The sequence below is a fragment of the Vibrio sp. NH-7 genome (genome assembly GCF_053643215.1).
On the sequence record NZ_CM132187.1, the window covers coordinates 319,709 to 334,046 of the forward strand.

Here is a 14,338-nt window from a genome sequence, read left to right on the forward strand (position 1 = left end):
TGCAGGTATCTGACCCCATTCATTTGCCCTGTCCTGATATGGCGGGAATGGTGAACCCAGACCCTAAAAAGCGACAGCGCTCTATCAGAATTTTGCAAAAGCTCCGCGAGGAACACGGCTTAAACCAAAAGAATCCGAAAGGCTTGAACGTAAATCCGCTTACGTGGCGACGAACTTAAGCAATGAAAAAAGAAGATCTACTGTATGTGGGCGGAGCTGTTCGCCCACTCGATAAAATCTTGAAAACCAATGCCTGCTATGAAGCGGGTTTTTTAGGTTCTGATTTTCAGCAATGGGCTGAGAGTGAGAACCAAAAACTCCGTGTCTATGAACAACTGCATTTTTTGCGCACCAAACACATCCGCGAAGCGGCTCGCGATAGCGAGGAAACAATAGGCTTGTCCAAGGGCGCAAAAGTCGGACACGACAAAAAACGCCAGAAAATCGCTCGAATTGATAAGCGTCTGCGAGTGCTCAAGCATCCTCGCGGCGTTAAAACGGAGCTTGATAGCAGGAAAGGGCATGACAGCTTTGAAAGCCTGTACGCGACTACAGGGCGAACGAGTGCGGCTGTGTTACCGCTTGCGCATGAGAAAACAACGTTTACCCCAGAATCATCCCCTGTTTCCTTGCATCTACAAAAACGAGATTGGTCAGGTCAGCATCGTGCGCAGATAGTCACTCAACCGCCAGCGGGAAGCGCACCGGATGCCAATGTGGGAGAACGCTTCACTGAAAAGCTCACTAAGCGAAGTGTGTCGAAAATCTTTGAGTCGGGCGCTTATGTTGCGCAGTGCCATGATGGATTTACTACGTTCCTCACTCTGACCTTTTCGCATGAGCAGCGCATGGCGTTATTCGGGGCAATGGCTGAAGCCGAAGGGCGACCTTACACGCCGATTCGATTTGAGCGAGACAAAGGCACGTTGGTTCACGGCAAAGACGGGCAATACACCTTATTACCCGAGAAACCGTTCAAGGTGATCAAAGTGCTTGAGACTACGATGGGGCGAGAGGTCTCTCGCTTCTTGGGTGGCTGCAAGAAAATGTATCAGCGCGGTTGGGAAACTGAGACAGGAAGAAAAATTGAACCTCACTACAAAGCGAAGCCAACCGAGTTCGGCCCAGACCGAGACAAAGCGGATTTTCATTACATTTGGGTGGCAGAGTGTCCACCAAGCAAAGATGAAAACGGCGAAATTATCGGTGAGCCAAACCCTCACATTCATTTGGTGATGCGTTGGTCGGTAGATAAATCGGTTTTTGCTGATTGGGCGAAACGACTTGAAGCACTTTGGGGGCAGGGGATGGCGCACCTTGAATGGATTAAGCAACCCAAAGCGGCAAGCTCCTATCTGATTAAAGCGCTCGGTTATGCCGCGAAAGGTGAGAACGCAGACCAAGGCTTGATTCGTGGCAATCGCTATAACATTGCGCGTTGTTCTCGCGCTCCGGCATGGGAAACATTAGCCACGTTCGAAGCTGACAACATTACTGCTGTGATTAAAGAGCTTGGCTACAAGTTAGAGCAATGGAAGAAACCGCTACAGCGTTCACTTTCTCGCATCAACAAGATGAAGGCTCAAACCATTAAAGCGTCCGGCATTGCGAAGAAACAAGATCAGCCCCAAGCGTATTTAGACAAACTGCAAAGTCGCATCATTCGTTTAGAGCGAGCGGCCAAGAAAGTCACTCAAGATATGAAGCAAAAAGAAATGCACGTTTCGAGCATGAATCGTTTTTCTATCACCTTTGATGGTGATAAATCGCGTGAACGATTAGACAGCTTCTTGCATTGGGCGTGTGGGGCGCGTGGTTGGTCAATGGAGCTGCTAGGCGCAACGGGCCAATATAGTGAAGTGTTGGAGCGAGAGGTTTATGGCACTCGGCATCATATCGACTTAAGTGATATTCGAGAGCAAGCAAGAGAGCAGTATCAAGCTCAATATGAACATTTTTTAGAAAGGCGAGCGTATTGGCAGAGTGTTTTAAAAGAGCCTGTACCTAATGAGCCGACCGAAGAAGAAATTAACTATTGGCAGAGCGTTAAATCTGACTACCTAGAAGGCAGGTTAGCCGCTTAGCCAACAATCAAACACGCCAACGATGGGAATCAGGGGCACCTTATTAACTAACGTCGTGAGACAGAGGAAAACCAATGAAATCACTCTCTATTCAAGAATGTCAGCGTGACCTTGCCGCGTTAGATGCGGCAGACCAATTAACGGCCAACGTTGAGAACGAAGTGAAAAAGCTCAAAGAGATGGACATGAGCAAGCTAATGAGCAAAGCCACCAAGATGTTAATGACGGGCTCTTTTTCACTAGAAGCGCTAGGGCTTGCGCCTAACTTCTTTGAGCAAATTGAACAGTTAACCAAGCTCAACAATGTGGCGCGTAAGAAATACCGTGCTCATGTGACCGCTAACCTCAACCAGTTGGATGGTATTGAAGAAGCGCAAGTGGTGGAGGGTAGCCATGAGTAAACATCCGAATCCGGTTCGCGGTTATGTGCCTTGTCCGGTGTGCTCAAGTGAAGCAACCGTACATCAAGTAGGTGAAGGGCGCTTGATTGCCGAAGGCGAGCCACCGAAGAACAGTCGCAACCTTGGTTTGAAGTATTACAAGTGTCCAAACTGCGGTAATAGCTCCATGAGTAAAAGCGTTGATAAGTACATCGAAGAACGCTTTTCAACGGAAAGGATCATGGTAGGCCAAAAGCTCGAAGCGCTCGATTCAACCGAAGCCAACGCACTAGAAACCGTTGAAAGTGTTGAGCCTGATACTATCTCTGAGCCCAGTGATAGCAAGGTTGAAAGCACTGAGTTAACCGAAAGCGAAACCGAAGAGAAAGCGCCCGTCTCAAAGTCGTTCTTTTCGTTCAAGCGTGTATTGACCGCACTTGGTGTACTGATTGTCCTACTGTGGGCTTTTCGCTTATTGATGCCAAAACCACAATCTGAGGAGGTCGCCAATGCAGCAACCGAATGAAACCTTGGAGCCATTGACTGAGAGCGATGATTGGGGCGATTTTGGCGGGTTTATCAAGCAGCTTGAAACCGAAGAGTCACCCACTGAACTAACCGAAGAAACCGCACCAGAAACCGAAGGGCTGAACGATGAAGCGCTGCAAGGTTTTATGGGAGTGATGTTCACCTTGTGCGAGCAAGCCACCTGCATTATTTCCGGTGTGGAATTTAGTTTTGATGAGAAAGGCAAAACCGAAGTGATCAATGCTGCGGTGCCTGTGCTCAATAAACACGGCGGCAGCATTATGGCCGTGTTTGGGGATTACATCGAAGAGGCCACGCTGCTGATTGCGGTGCTTGGTCTGATTTATACCTCAAAGCGCACCATCAAAGAGTTAGCGATGCAAAAAGCGGAGGAGGAGAAACGCAATGTCGAAAAAGCCAAAGCCGCTCAACCTGCCTAATCCGGTGAACTCCAACCCGTCACACGATGCAGAGCATGTGATTTATGTGGCGGGAACGGGCGGGGGTAAAACCTCGGCAGTGAAGCATTTGGGACTCGTGCCGAAAGCCTCGCAAGCGGTGTTCTTTGACCCGTACCGAAATTATGCAGGGGCGAAGTTTCAAGGACAGATGTGTCATGGCACTGAATCTCGCGCCGCGTTCGTCAAATCGTTAGTGATGGCTCGTCGCTCCGGTCAGTCGTTTAAGCTCGCGTACATTCCCAAGGGCGGGGCAACGGCTGATGAATTGGAGTTCTTTAGCGCGGTGGTGTGGGCGATGGGTAACGGCCATGCGCCCAAGCTGCATACCGTTATCGAAGAGTTGGCGAGCTGCGTTGAGACCTCCGGCAAACTCAAGGGCAAAGCGGGGGAGCTGCTTCGCGGTGGTCGTCAGTATGGCTTAGTGATTCACACCGTGTTTCAGCGTGGTCAGGAAGTGCCAAAAACCGTGACTGAACAATCCTCGACTTGGTGGATTGGTGCGGTCAACTCGATGTCCGATGCCAAATGGTTGGCTGACAAAAAAGGCTTAGAGATTAGCGAGATTGCCTCGCTGGTTTCGGCCAAGGTCAACAAGCAGAAAATCAACAAGCCGATTGCTGAATACATGCTCGTGCGTGATGGGATTGGTAACGTTGAAAAGCGCGCATTTAACTGCCAAACAGGGGCGAAAACCTCCCTAAATTATCGGTGATGCCCTTCACACTCTAACCTATAGGTTAACCACTTAACCTATAGGTTGCCCTTCATTGTCCTTTGTTTCGTTTCCTTTCTTAATCAAGGCTCTTTTCAACCTGTGACGAATTGGAAACAACATGAAAGCACAACACAAAAACATGTTAATCACGGCTTTGCTGACCATCATCATCTTGGCGGCGATTAACAACATTGCGGCCATGAAAACTCTGAAAGAAACCATCAACGGCAAAACTGGCTGGTTCTAAGGAGAACGGTAATGGAAGCACTTCAAACACTATTTAACCCGCGTCCAAAAGAGCTCGACCCTGTTGAGGGTGTGGCATGGGGCAACCAAGCTACGCTGCGTTTGGTGTCGGGGCCAACCTACCAAAACCTTGAGCTAGTGACGAACATCTTTAACCCGTCTGATATTGAGCGCGTGCGCATCACTCACAACGGTAAAGAGATTGTCTCGCTCTCTGGTCAAGACATGGTGGATTTACAAGAGCACCGCTCGAACTACACGCAGCAAGGCCGCTACGTGATCTCGTTTAGCGACATGACCATGCGCACCAAGATTGGCGTTCGCCAAGGTGAGCTCGTGACGTTGCCAGGCGAAATCTGGTTTGTGTACATCCAACTGAAAGCGAAAAGCGGTGTCGAGGCGCCAAGCATTCGCGCCCGCGCTCATATTACGGAAGCGCAAACGCAGCGCATCTTTATGCCGCGCATCTTCTCGCTGACGTGGTTCGCGTCTGCCTCTGGTCGTACACCGTTTGATTGGGCTGAGCGCTCGCCATACCTGAACATTAACCGTGTTCACTTCAAAGACGACACGATTGAGCGTGTTCGCGTCATTCGTGACGACCGTGAAGAAATGAACGTCAACAAAGCGGACAACGCTTTCGACTTGGCGGCGATGGGCCTTGAGCAAAACGATGGTTGGTTCTCGCTCGACTTCATTCGTACTGGTTTTGGTACGGAAGGCAAGCTGAAAACCCAAGCGGTGCGCTCACTGCAATTTGAGCTTGAGAAATCCTCGTCCGGCAGTGTGCCGCTTATCGTGGAAGCCATCGAGCAAGTGGCTGTGGTTAACGCGCAATAGGAGTGGCTATGAGTTGGTTAGATGCAATCAGTGAGGCAGGCGGCGAGCTCGTCGATGCGGTCTCTGATGCGGGCAGCACTTGGATCAAAGGTGTGGCTCAAAACGACATCGACAACAAGCAGACCGCAAGCAACCCAGACGAAGCACGACCGCATCAAGTAGAGGGGCAGACCGCCGATGGTCGCCCTCTGGTTAGCCATCAAGGGGGCATGAATACGACTTACATCGTCATGGGTGTGGGCGCGCTTATTGTTCTCTTGCTTGTCGTGATGCTGATGAAAGGGGGTAAGTAATGCCTTTTCTACTCCCTGTGGTGTTTTTGGGTGGCGGCATTGTTGGCTTTCAGCTCTCTGAGGGCTCAAGCAAGCTTGTGATGATGTTGGTGCTCTTGGTCGTGGGCTACGCGCTTCTTAAGGGGGGCTTATGATTCCGATGCTAGGCGGTGGCCTCACCAATAGCGGCACCATGCCTATTAGTGGCGGTCAAGCTGGCCCCTCTACGGCTACGAGTACCAATAACAGCGGCCAAAGCATTGGCTCCATCAACATGGGAAGCCCTCAAGGGGTGAGCCCTTGGTTGATTGGCGCGGTGGTGGTCATTTTGGCTTTTCTGGTGCTGCGTAAGAAATGATTGTCTGTGTCACTGAGAACCCCGAAGCGCTTGCCCGATTGAAGGTGGCCTTTCGCGCTTGTCCGCAGGACTTTGAGGAGCTGAAAGCCGAAGTCCAGACAGGGCGCGTAAGCCTCTATCAACTAACGGGTGAGGGCTACGACATCACAGTGGCCGGAGAAATCCTCGGTGAGAGCTATTACCTATGGGGCGTATCCGGCTATGGGGTGATTCAAGGCATTCGAGAGCTTCAAACCTATGTGAAGAATGCAGGGTTAACCAGTATTTCCGCTGAGACCTATTTCCCCGCGTTGGCGCGTTTGGTTCGCCGCTTGAACACCACGGAAAAGCCTCTGACCGACACCACGCACCTAACAATGAGAGTGTAATTATGGGTGGTAAATCCAGCTCTAAGAACATCACCTCGACCAGTAACGTCAGCGGTCAAAATGCCATTTCTGGCAACAACCTCGGAACGGCCATTAGTGGCGTGTCGGATTCGACCATTACGGTCACGGCCACGGACCACGGCGCCATCGAGAAAAGCCTGTTATTTGCCGAAAGCGCAATGAATGGCTCGCTGTCGTTTGCGGGTGATGCCTTAGACGATATGAGCGCGGCGAACTCGGAGAACTTGCAACTGTTGGCAGGGCTCGCGGGTAACCAAGCCGAGCAAAACAAACAAAGCCTAGATTCCATTATGGAGCTGGCGAAATTCAAACAAGACAACGGCCAAAGTGAGACGCGCAAAGAGCAAATCATCATGTTGGTTGTGATTGCCTTGATTCTAGGAGCGGTGGCCATGATGGCACTGAAGAAACGATGAAATTTACGCTGCAAGAAAATCAGCCGTATCCAGTGACCATTTCCGGCTCTTGGCTGTGGCTGCGTTACGCAAGCGCGCCGATTGTGATGGAAACCGTCACGGGTGAGCGCGTGACAATCCCGCAAGGCTCGGTGATTAAAAACAACGAGCTGCTTGGTCGAGTGCTGCTGCATTCGAGCGAGTCTCAAACCATTGATGTGGAATTTGGTAAAGGCGACTTCCAACCGCCCTCGGACGGTCAGCGTGTGGTCATTGAGTTAATGCCACCAATGGAGATTGCGCCGAATCAGCAAGTGAAAACCAAGGTGCAGCCCAAGAGCAGCGCCATTGATGCGCAAGAGCTCACGATGCCCGCAAGCCTTGAAGAGAATCTGACTCGACAAAAAATCACCATTCGCACCCCAAGCGATAACGCCGAGCAGATTTTGATTAACGGGAGCTATCCGCTACTGGCGGGTGAGCTCATTGAGATTGAATCGACCGCCGCCATCGAACTGACAGGAGCAGAAACCGATCGCGTGTTTATCTTGGAGTGTCACTCATGAACGAACAACTTTTTGACCGTATTCGCCAAATCATCGGTGAGGGCAGCTCAGTCAACAAGGTGGAGCGCCTCGCCCAATACGTCTTGTCGCAAGGCTCCGGCGGTCACCTTGGGATTGTGGCTCAGACGATTAAACCGACCTTGGACTTGCGTCCGGTGCGCTACCCGCAACAAGCCTACGCCGATTACATCCGTAAAGACTGCTTTTCCATTGTGGACCAAAACGGCCAAACGGTGACGGTGAGTGACTTTGTGCCCCAAACCATGCGCGATTCGATTCTGGAAGACATCGACGGCCATCAAAACAAAGAGCTTGAGTTCACGCTGAGCATCAACATTCGCTATCAAATCGGCCTGAACGCGGACGGGTTTTCGGATGTGAACCTGTGGGACGGGTTAGCGCTCGATATTGGCTTTGATATTGATAAAACGCCTGAAATTGTCGAGCCCTTGGTTCGTATTCCGGTCAATGTGAACCGAGACAGTCACGACGTTTTGGTACTAACGGCCAACTACACCAAGGTGGCGCGTTTGCCGCTTGGCCCAACCGAAGGCAACAACACGGGACTGACGGCGGAGGCATTGAACTTTACGTTCAACAATCTGCATCTAGCGTGTCAGCTCGTGTGGGAGTACACCGAGATTCCGTGGGAGGAATACTCTGAAAAAATCCTCTGGACGGAAAACGTCATTGAGCTGAATCCGCTCAGCATGTACGTCTCTTACGCCGAGCCGTTCTCTATCAGCGTGTTGGACGTGAATGTCGTGGATAAGGTTGATAACAACGTGGTGCCTGTGTGAGAGCGCCCGTTATTGCCTTCATGCTTCTGCTTGTGGGTGGTGTGGTTTACGTCACCCGCTCACAACGTGGGAGCGATGTTATTGAAACCATCACTCAAGAGGTAACCAACGTGGTGAATACCATTCGCAAGCCTCGCGGCGTTCGAGCGAATAACCCGCTCAACATCGAGAGCAATGTAAATAACAACTGGCTCGGCAAGGTCACGCCATCGGTGGATAGCCGTTTTGAAACCTTCCAAGCGCCGGAATATGGCTTCCGAGCAGGAGCTAAATTGCTGCGTGATACCTACCAAGGGCGCTACGGCCTAGAGAGTATCCGTGAGCTTATCCATAAGTTTGCGCCAAGCCATGAAAATAACTCAGACCATTACGCCGAGTTTGTGGCGAAGCGTGTCGGCGTGAGCCCTGATGCGCCGATTGACCTACGCAGCGACAACACGCTGGCGCGTCTGATCCATTCGATGTCGATTATGGAAGTCGGTCGCCATTACACCCTAGAGCAAGCACAGCAAGGGGTACAAATGGCATGACCAAACAAGACGCCAAGAAAATCATCGTGATGGTGATAGGGGCCATCTTGAGTGCCTACGCCATCAAGTTTCTGAAAGGGAATAAATTGCTATGAAAAAGTATCTAGAAAGTCTTATCAAACAGCCGTCCACGTACAAAGGAGCGGCGCTCATTGCGGCGGGTGTGGCTGCTGCGTCAGGGCGTCCTGAGCTACTGACGGTCTCGGTAAGCGAGTCCGGCGCAAGCTACGGTGGCCTTATTGGTACGCTTGTGCCGATGGCGCTTGGTCTATGGGAAACCCTACGTAACGAGAGCAAATAATGGCGGAATACCAAGCCCTAATCATAGCTGCGGTGAGCGCAATCTCTAGTGGTATTGGTGTTGGCGTGGCGATTAAAACCGACCTCAAGTGGATCCGTCGAACGATGGAAAAAATGGAAGAGCGGATTGTTCGCCTAGAAGAACGTCACTAAAAACGTCATCGTAAACGTCATTGTCTTCGTCATATGACGTTTGACTATGTTAGCCCACTCTTTGGAGTGGGCTTTTTTGCGAGTGATGTTGGGAAAGCGTACTGATTAATGACATAGAACACAGTTTGCATAATGATTTTTAGTTTGAATATTCAACTGATTGATAATCCGATGCTATTGTTACTTGGCTGCATTAGTCATGCGTGGAGTTAGCGTACAGGAGGAGTAGTATGCTTCCGAGATATAAAGATATTGCGGAATTAGTAAAAAAGGGAGCAACAGTTGAAGCTCAGGAAAAAATCATGGAGCTGAGGGAGGCTGCGTTGTCTCTGCAAGAGGAAAACCTTGATCTCAAGGAGAAAGTTGTTCAATTAGAGAAAGAACTAAATAGAAAGAATAACCTTGATTATGAGGCTCCTTTCTATTGGAGAGTTCAAGATAACGTTAAAGATGGACCTTTTTGCCAACAGTGCCAAGACAATGCCGACAAACAGATTAGACTTCAAACAGATGGTGAAGACTTATGGAAGTGCCTAACGTGCAATCGTAGTTACCGTGGTCCCAACTATATAGAACGAAACTACGATTACCTCATATAATTATCATTCGAGTAAAATCAGGTGCTAACGTGAAGGATTCCTACTTCGCGTTGGTTTAATTGAGTTAAGTGATTTGTAACGATGAAGGTATAGCGTCGCACCCTCGAACATCAGTGTTTTACTTGTGGAGTTAACAAGAAGTGCCAATCTTTAAATATATGGGAGTTGTAGGGGCCAAAAAATTTCTTACAGAGCTATCTATTAGAATATCCCCTCCTAATGACTATAATGATCCATTTGAACTATCCCCTGAGTTCTTAGCCAAAGAGCATGTGTCAGACGATAAAAAATTCAGAAATATTTCATTTAACTTAAATGGTGGTGTTTCTTTAATTGAAAAATATGAAATACCAGATAGTAAAATAGATGAATATGACAAGGCTGTAGAAGTAAACATTGTTGATGAAATAAGTAAAAAAATTGGAGTAGCATGCTTTTCTTTTTCTCAAAAAAAAGTTCCAGCTAACATTCTGATGTGGGCACACTACTCAGAATCTCATAAGGGAATTGCAGTAAAGTTTAAAGACAATTCTAAAGTTGTAAACAGACTTACTCCTGTTGTGTATAAAGATTATCGTCCAAGAGTCGATGGTGATTTTTTGCTAAATAATGACTTATTGTCCCTCAGTGATTTTTATATCAAATCTAAGCATTGGAAGTATGAAAACGAGTACCGTCTCTCTTATAGTTTTGAAGATTGTACAAATGTTGGTGGAGGTATTTATGTCAATTATGTTGATGTGGATAGCATTGAAAGTGTATTCGTTGGAGTTAATGCGTCTGGAGACCTTAAAGAATCAGCTCGTAAGTTTCACGAAATCTATGGGATACCGGTTGTTTTCACCGCAGTATCAAATGCTGACTTTTGTTTTATAATTCGTGATACGCTTGGCTTGACAGAAGTACAAGCTCTAGAGCTAGAAAAATTGTACTTCAGCCAATAAATACAAAAAGGCTCACTATTGAGCCTTTTTATGCAGTTTTTGAGGAAACAATTGCGTATAAACCTGCCAAAGCACATTCAAACTTCTATGCCCTGTGACTTGAGCCACCTCTTCAATCGAGTAGCCTTTTTCAAACAAGCGGCTTGCCCCTTCTCGTCGCAAATCGTGATACCTCAAATCTTCAATGCCTAATTCGTTACGCACTCTTTGGAATCCTGCGCTCACGCTTCGCGGGTTGTAGGGAAAAATGCGATCACCTTTCTTTGGTTGTCTGAGGGCAATATCGAATGATTCCCCAAGCAAAGGAACAAGCATGTGGTTGCCGGTCTTTTTGCGTGGGTCTTTTCTGTCTCTTACCACTACGGTTTTGTTTTCTTGGTCAAGGTCTTCCCATCGAATCGAGCAGACTTCACCAATGCGCATACAGGTAAGGATGCTGAACTCAAGAATATCGGTAAATGGGATTCGTGTTTTCCCATTCGGCCTAAAGGATTCCCTTTTCTCCAAGCCTTCTTTCAATAATTTCAATTCTTTGGAAGTAGGGCGGCGAGTGCGCTTCTGGCTTTTACCAATTAAGCCCATATCAGTCAGAACGGGAACCGCTTCATCGAATATCTGAAAATTGGCTGCAATATTGAAAACGGGTTTGGCTTTCTTCATCACTGAACGAAGATAAGCAATGTCATGGTAGATAGTCGCGCCGCCAGCTCCTGCACCCTTGCGATTTTTGCAGTGTTGGATCAGGTCACTTGTTCTCAATTTGTCGCTTTCAATATTGGCAATATCACAGTCACGAAGTAGCTTGATGACATACTGCTTTGTCCGTCCGGTTTTTTCCCACAAATCAGGCTCTTCCATAAACTTATCGAACAGTACGTATAGCGGTACGGATTTTTGTCCGGATGCGTCCGGATTTTCTAACTCTAGAACCCGTTTGTTTGCATAGGTTCGAGCGAGTTCTTTTTTCCTGAATGTTTTCGATTCTCTGTGTATAATCGCCGAATTCTTTTTGACTACGATGTCCACTGTGAAGCGCAATTCGCCGCTTTTTAGTGTTCGTTTTTTAATGCTGAATGATGCCATTTGTCCTACTCCTTCGATGCGTACTATATGCGTACTGAGTCGGTAAATTTGGGGCAATTCTAGCAAGTTGCTGTATGTATATACAGTGGTAAGATTTCGAGTAACACCTTATGAAACCTGACAATACTAGTAAATACGCGGCTAACCGCTTTTCCATTGCACCCATGCTCGATTGGACAGATCGTCATTGCCGCTACTTCCATCGCTTGCTGACAAACGAGACTCTGCTTTATACAGAGATGGTTACGACTGGCGCGATCATTCATGGTAAAGGTGATTTTTTAGCGTATAACGAAGAAGAACATCCGGTGGCACTGCAGTTAGGTGGCTCGAACCCTCAAGATCTCGCGACTTGCGCTAAGCTCGCAGCAGAACGCGGCTATGATGAGATCAACCTTAATGTAGGGTGCCCATCAGATCGTGTGCAAAATGGCCGTTTCGGTGCTTGTTTGATGGCGGAGCCTCAGTTGGTGGCGGATTGTGTAGCTGCAATGCGTGATGTGGTGGATATTCCAGTCACGGTGAAAACACGTATCGGTATTGATGACCAAGATTCTTATGAGTTTTTGACAGATTTTGTTTCGATTGTTTCAGAGAAAGGCGGTTGTGACCAGTTTACTATTCATGCGCGTAAGGCTTGGTTGTCAGGGTTAAGCCCGAAAGAAAACCGAGAGATTCCACCGTTGGATTACCCTCGTGCGTATCAACTAAAGAAAGATTTTGCTCATCTAAACATTGCCGTAAACGGTGGGGTAAAGACACTGGGCGATTCTCTGTCTCACTTAGAGCATGTAGATGGTGTGATGGTCGGTCGCGAAGCTTACCAGAACCCGTATCTACTAGCGGAAGTGGATCAGCAGATCTTTGGTTTAGACAAGCCGATCAAGAAACGCTCTCAAGTCGTAAAGGAAATGTACCCATACATTGAAGCTCAGCTTTCGAAAGGCGCTTATCTTGGCCACATTACTCGTCATATGATTGGTTTGTTCCAAGCGATGCCAGGTGCCCGTCAGTGGCGTCGATACATTAGCGAGAATGCGCACAAACCAGGCGCGGGTATCGAGGTGGTTGAAGCGGCTTTAGCGAAAATTCCGCAAGAGTTGGATGTGTAAAAAATACCAACAGAGTGGTGAAATATACCAAATCTAATTATTAAGAAGGCGCTCATTGTGAGCGCTTTTTTTATTTTGTCTCATAAAATCAGTGCCTTATTTGATTTTATGAAGTTGGCACATAATCTGAAAGAGTCAGTTCAAACAAAGGAGAAGCGTATGTTTGAACTGATTTTTATTTTGGTATTTACCGCGACACTACTCGTTACGGGAGTCACTATGCTGACGGTATTTGCTGCGGTAGCGTTTTCTATTGTTGTCATGGTTCTGCTTGGAATGTTAGGTGCAGTACTTAAAATATTACCTTGGCTCATCGTGATTGCGATCGGTATATGGTTCTTTAAATCTCATGTAGCGCAGGCTCGTTAATTCTCATCCAGAGATAAATAGTTGCTGGGATGGCGGGTGTGTATGGTAGAATTCGCGCATATCGTATACACCTCCATTGACGATTACTCGTCTTGGGAGGAGCAAGCACCATTACTGGGAGAAACAAGTTCATGGGTTTTAAAACTGCAGCCTTACTCGCTGCTGCTGTCATGTCAGTGCCAGCTGTCGCTGAAGAGTCATCATTGACGACGAAGATTGGTGCTGAAATGTGGTTGTCGGAGACAAAGGTTAATGAAGTAAACCGTGATAGCGACACTTCCCCAAGCTTTTATGCAGCCATAGAGCATAATGTTAAGTACGTACCTGATGCTCGAATTCGTTACTCTAGTGTCGATGCTGATTACATGGCATTCGATAAATTAGACTTAACACTTTACTACCGTATTTTTGAGCATGATTTAATGCACTTTGATGCGGGTGTGACTTTAAGTGACTTGTCTAATACCAAATACATTAATGCAGAAGACGCGACACGAAATACAGAATTCGATGGAATGATTTGGGCGTGGTACGGCTATGCAGAGTTGACTGTTCCTGATACGTCCATTGATATTATTGGTGAAATGAACTTCGGTGATAGCAATGGCATCAAGAGTACTGACTTAATGGCTGGTGCTCAGTACCGAATGGATTTGAATGGCAACCAACTCGCATTGAAAGGCGGTTATCGAGTCATCGATTTAGAGTCTGAAGATTTCCGTGTTGCTGGTGGCTCAGATTTAGGTAAGCCGTTTATTTTTGCCAATGGTTGGTTTGTTGGGGCTGAGTTTAGCTTCTAAAAAAGAAATCATTGAGAAACGCCGCTATTTATATAGCGGCGTTTTTTTATATCTATTGATTATATTGAACGTTATTTGTTCGCACTTTCGACGCTTTCTACCATTCTTACTCTAGGAGTTTTGTGTCCGATAGAGAAAGGAACCTCATGACGATTACTGAGCTAAGGAATCTATACAGGGAAAACAAATTGGTGGAGGCCATCATTGAACCTTCGGCTCAAGAGGGCGCTTGGATTGTGGAGTTTCGTCACGCCCGGGGCGGCTTTGTGCTGTTGACCGACTCTCACGGAGAGGAGTGTCAGTACATCGACCTCGATTTGGCGTCTAAATCTGCCATGGCGGTGGGTTTTCAACAAGTAAGAATCGAAGCCAAATAAAGATACAAACGCCTCTCTGCTTTAATCCTTTAATTCC

General features: G+C 47.7%; 24 protein-coding genes. 23 read left to right on the top strand and 1 reads right to left on the bottom strand.

What is annotated here, in order from left to right; all coding sequences use genetic code 11:
* Positions 1-182 precede the first annotated feature (182 nt).
* The 19 genes from ACUALS_RS01630 (at position 183) to ACUALS_RS01720 (ending at position 10,560) form a co-directional block, all read left to right on the top strand.
* The gene (locus tag ACUALS_RS01630; protein WP_454448720.1) at positions 183-2,084 is read left to right on the top strand and encodes a hypothetical protein; all 1,902 of its coding nucleotides are present in this window, start codon (positions 183-185) and stop codon (positions 2,082-2,084) included.
* A 74-nt stretch (positions 2,085-2,158) separates the two neighbouring features.
* Positions 2,159-2,485: a hypothetical protein gene (locus ACUALS_RS01635; protein ID WP_038215981.1), complete on the top strand. Its 327-nt coding sequence runs from the start codon at positions 2,159-2,161 to the stop codon at positions 2,483-2,485.
* Positions 2,478-2,990: a hypothetical protein gene (locus ACUALS_RS01640; protein WP_454448721.1), complete on the top strand. Its 513-nt coding sequence runs from the start codon at positions 2,478-2,480 to the stop codon at positions 2,988-2,990. Before ACUALS_RS01635 ends, ACUALS_RS01640 begins: the two co-directional genes overlap by 8 nt.
* Positions 2,974-3,432, top strand: a complete 459-nt coding sequence (locus ACUALS_RS01645; protein WP_454448722.1) for a hypothetical protein — start codon at positions 2,974-2,976, stop codon at positions 3,430-3,432. The genes ACUALS_RS01640 and ACUALS_RS01645 overlap by 17 nt, the downstream gene beginning before the upstream one ends.
* A complete protein-coding gene (locus ACUALS_RS01650; RefSeq protein WP_454448723.1) occupies positions 3,398-4,165 on the top strand; it encodes a hypothetical protein in 768 nt (255 codons plus the stop codon). The genes ACUALS_RS01645 and ACUALS_RS01650 overlap by 35 nt, the downstream gene beginning before the upstream one ends.
* 121 nt (positions 4,166-4,286) lie before the next feature.
* On the top strand, positions 4,287-4,415 hold the full coding sequence (locus tag ACUALS_RS01655; RefSeq protein WP_005475944.1) for a hypothetical protein: 129 nt from the start codon (positions 4,287-4,289) through the stop codon (positions 4,413-4,415).
* An 11-nt stretch (positions 4,416-4,426) separates the two neighbouring features.
* Positions 4,427-5,254 (top strand): major capsid protein P2, encoded by an 828-nt coding sequence (locus ACUALS_RS01660; RefSeq protein ID WP_005475981.1) that lies wholly within the window; start codon positions 4,427-4,429, stop codon positions 5,252-5,254.
* A gap of 8 nt (positions 5,255-5,262) precedes the next feature.
* Complete coding sequence (locus ACUALS_RS01665) at positions 5,263-5,547, top strand: hypothetical protein (protein ID WP_005475961.1); 285 nt, start codon at positions 5,263-5,265, stop codon at positions 5,545-5,547.
* The gene (locus ACUALS_RS01670; protein ID WP_263280378.1) at positions 5,547-5,681 is read left to right on the top strand and encodes a hypothetical protein; all 135 of its coding nucleotides are present in this window, start codon (positions 5,547-5,549) and stop codon (positions 5,679-5,681) included. Before ACUALS_RS01665 ends, ACUALS_RS01670 begins: the two co-directional genes overlap by 1 nt.
* Positions 5,678-5,884, top strand: a complete 207-nt coding sequence (locus ACUALS_RS01675) for a hypothetical protein (protein ID WP_005475929.1) — start codon at positions 5,678-5,680, stop codon at positions 5,882-5,884. Before ACUALS_RS01670 ends, ACUALS_RS01675 begins: the two co-directional genes overlap by 4 nt.
* Complete coding sequence (locus ACUALS_RS01680; protein ID WP_038192042.1) at positions 5,881-6,252, top strand: hypothetical protein; 372 nt, start codon at positions 5,881-5,883, stop codon at positions 6,250-6,252. Before ACUALS_RS01675 ends, ACUALS_RS01680 begins: the two co-directional genes overlap by 4 nt.
* A gap of 2 nt (positions 6,253-6,254) precedes the next feature.
* A complete protein-coding gene (locus ACUALS_RS01685) occupies positions 6,255-6,689 on the top strand; it encodes a chemotaxis protein (RefSeq protein ID WP_454448724.1) in 435 nt (144 codons plus the stop codon).
* A complete protein-coding gene (locus ACUALS_RS01690; RefSeq protein ID WP_038192040.1) occupies positions 6,686-7,234 on the top strand; it encodes a hypothetical protein in 549 nt (182 codons plus the stop codon). The genes ACUALS_RS01685 and ACUALS_RS01690 overlap by 4 nt, the downstream gene beginning before the upstream one ends.
* On the top strand, positions 7,231-8,034 hold the full coding sequence (locus ACUALS_RS01695) for a hypothetical protein (RefSeq protein WP_454448725.1): 804 nt from the start codon (positions 7,231-7,233) through the stop codon (positions 8,032-8,034). Before ACUALS_RS01690 ends, ACUALS_RS01695 begins: the two co-directional genes overlap by 4 nt.
* Before the next feature lie 20 nt (positions 8,035-8,054).
* Positions 8,055-8,564 (top strand): structural protein, encoded by a 510-nt coding sequence (locus ACUALS_RS01700; RefSeq protein WP_156143328.1) that lies wholly within the window; start codon positions 8,055-8,057, stop codon positions 8,562-8,564.
* Positions 8,565-8,655: 91 nt separating this feature from the next.
* Positions 8,656-8,865: a hypothetical protein gene (locus ACUALS_RS01705; protein WP_454448726.1), complete on the top strand. Its 210-nt coding sequence runs from the start codon at positions 8,656-8,658 to the stop codon at positions 8,863-8,865.
* Positions 8,865-9,017 carry a hypothetical protein gene (locus ACUALS_RS01710; RefSeq protein ID WP_454448727.1) on the top strand — a complete coding sequence of 51 codons (153 nt, stop codon included), beginning with the start codon at positions 8,865-8,867 and terminating at the stop codon, positions 9,015-9,017. The genes ACUALS_RS01705 and ACUALS_RS01710 overlap by 1 nt, the downstream gene beginning before the upstream one ends.
* Before the next feature lie 230 nt (positions 9,018-9,247).
* Entirely contained in the window at positions 9,248-9,616 is a 369-nt protein-coding gene (locus ACUALS_RS01715; RefSeq protein WP_454448728.1) for a hypothetical protein, read from the top strand.
* Positions 9,617-9,756: 140 nt separating this feature from the next.
* Positions 9,757-10,560: a DUF2971 domain-containing protein gene (locus ACUALS_RS01720; protein WP_454448729.1), complete on the top strand. Its 804-nt coding sequence runs from the start codon at positions 9,757-9,759 to the stop codon at positions 10,558-10,560.
* Positions 10,561-10,575: 15 nt separating this feature from the next.
* Here ACUALS_RS01720 and ACUALS_RS01725 read toward each other — a convergent pair whose 3' ends face one another.
* Positions 10,576-11,643: a site-specific integrase gene (locus tag ACUALS_RS01725; protein WP_454448730.1), complete on the bottom strand. Its 1,068-nt coding sequence runs from the start codon at positions 11,641-11,643 to the stop codon at positions 10,576-10,578.
* A gap of 110 nt (positions 11,644-11,753) precedes the next feature.
* Between ACUALS_RS01725 and dusA the strand changes: the two genes are divergently transcribed.
* The 4 genes from dusA to ACUALS_RS01745 all read left to right on the top strand — a co-directional run bounded on the left by dusA (position 11,754) and on the right by ACUALS_RS01745 (position 14,301).
* Entirely contained in the window at positions 11,754-12,755 is a 1,002-nt protein-coding gene (dusA, locus tag ACUALS_RS01730) for a tRNA dihydrouridine(20/20a) synthase DusA (protein ID WP_454448731.1), read from the top strand.
* A gap of 159 nt (positions 12,756-12,914) precedes the next feature.
* Positions 12,915-13,124, top strand: a complete 210-nt coding sequence (gene pspG / locus ACUALS_RS01735) for an envelope stress response protein PspG (protein ID WP_038139338.1) — start codon at positions 12,915-12,917, stop codon at positions 13,122-13,124.
* 131 nt (positions 13,125-13,255) lie between these two features.
* Positions 13,256-13,924 carry a TIGR04219 family outer membrane beta-barrel protein gene (locus ACUALS_RS01740; protein WP_038139341.1) on the top strand — a complete coding sequence of 223 codons (669 nt, stop codon included), beginning with the start codon at positions 13,256-13,258 and terminating at the stop codon, positions 13,922-13,924.
* Between the two features lie 146 nt (positions 13,925-14,070).
* Positions 14,071-14,301 carry a hypothetical protein gene (locus tag ACUALS_RS01745; protein ID WP_005475948.1) on the top strand — a complete coding sequence of 77 codons (231 nt, stop codon included), beginning with the start codon at positions 14,071-14,073 and terminating at the stop codon, positions 14,299-14,301.
* Positions 14,302-14,338 lie beyond the last annotated feature (37 nt).

Coding starts and splice junctions, on each gene's coding strand:
- ACUALS_RS01710 (WP_454448727.1), top strand. CDS start 8,865: ATGGCGGAATACCAAGCCCTAATCATAGCTGCGGTGAGCGCAATCTCT.
- pspG (WP_038139338.1), top strand. CDS start 12,915: ATGTTTGAACTGATTTTTATTTTGGTATTTACCGCGACACTACTCGTT.
- ACUALS_RS01680 (WP_038192042.1), top strand. CDS start 5,881: ATGATTGTCTGTGTCACTGAGAACCCCGAAGCGCTTGCCCGATTGAAG.
- ACUALS_RS01635 (WP_038215981.1), top strand. CDS start 2,159: ATGAAATCACTCTCTATTCAAGAATGTCAGCGTGACCTTGCCGCGTTA.
- ACUALS_RS01745 (WP_005475948.1), top strand. CDS start 14,071: ATGACGATTACTGAGCTAAGGAATCTATACAGGGAAAACAAATTGGTG.
- ACUALS_RS01685 (WP_454448724.1), top strand. CDS start 6,255: ATGGGTGGTAAATCCAGCTCTAAGAACATCACCTCGACCAGTAACGTC.
- ACUALS_RS01670 (WP_263280378.1), top strand. CDS start 5,547: ATGCCTTTTCTACTCCCTGTGGTGTTTTTGGGTGGCGGCATTGTTGGC.
- ACUALS_RS01690 (WP_038192040.1), top strand. CDS start 6,686: ATGAAATTTACGCTGCAAGAAAATCAGCCGTATCCAGTGACCATTTCC.
- ACUALS_RS01650 (WP_454448723.1), top strand. CDS start 3,398: ATGTCGAAAAAGCCAAAGCCGCTCAACCTGCCTAATCCGGTGAACTCC.
- ACUALS_RS01725 (WP_454448730.1), bottom strand. CDS start 11,643: ATGGCATCATTCAGCATTAAAAAACGAACACTAAAAAGCGGCGAATTG.
- ACUALS_RS01655 (WP_005475944.1), top strand. CDS start 4,287: ATGAAAGCACAACACAAAAACATGTTAATCACGGCTTTGCTGACCATC.
- ACUALS_RS01740 (WP_038139341.1), top strand. CDS start 13,256: ATGGGTTTTAAAACTGCAGCCTTACTCGCTGCTGCTGTCATGTCAGTG.
- ACUALS_RS01645 (WP_454448722.1), top strand. CDS start 2,974: ATGCAGCAACCGAATGAAACCTTGGAGCCATTGACTGAGAGCGATGAT.
- ACUALS_RS01675 (WP_005475929.1), top strand. CDS start 5,678: ATGATTCCGATGCTAGGCGGTGGCCTCACCAATAGCGGCACCATGCCT.
- ACUALS_RS01630 (WP_454448720.1), top strand. CDS start 183: ATGAAAAAAGAAGATCTACTGTATGTGGGCGGAGCTGTTCGCCCACTC.
- ACUALS_RS01715 (WP_454448728.1), top strand. CDS start 9,248: ATGCTTCCGAGATATAAAGATATTGCGGAATTAGTAAAAAAGGGAGCA.
- dusA (WP_454448731.1), top strand. CDS start 11,754: ATGAAACCTGACAATACTAGTAAATACGCGGCTAACCGCTTTTCCATT.
- ACUALS_RS01705 (WP_454448726.1), top strand. CDS start 8,656: ATGAAAAAGTATCTAGAAAGTCTTATCAAACAGCCGTCCACGTACAAA.
- ACUALS_RS01665 (WP_005475961.1), top strand. CDS start 5,263: ATGAGTTGGTTAGATGCAATCAGTGAGGCAGGCGGCGAGCTCGTCGAT.
- ACUALS_RS01660 (WP_005475981.1), top strand. CDS start 4,427: ATGGAAGCACTTCAAACACTATTTAACCCGCGTCCAAAAGAGCTCGAC.
- ACUALS_RS01640 (WP_454448721.1), top strand. CDS start 2,478: ATGAGTAAACATCCGAATCCGGTTCGCGGTTATGTGCCTTGTCCGGTG.
- ACUALS_RS01695 (WP_454448725.1), top strand. CDS start 7,231: ATGAACGAACAACTTTTTGACCGTATTCGCCAAATCATCGGTGAGGGC.
- ACUALS_RS01700 (WP_156143328.1), top strand. CDS start 8,055: ATGCTTCTGCTTGTGGGTGGTGTGGTTTACGTCACCCGCTCACAACGT.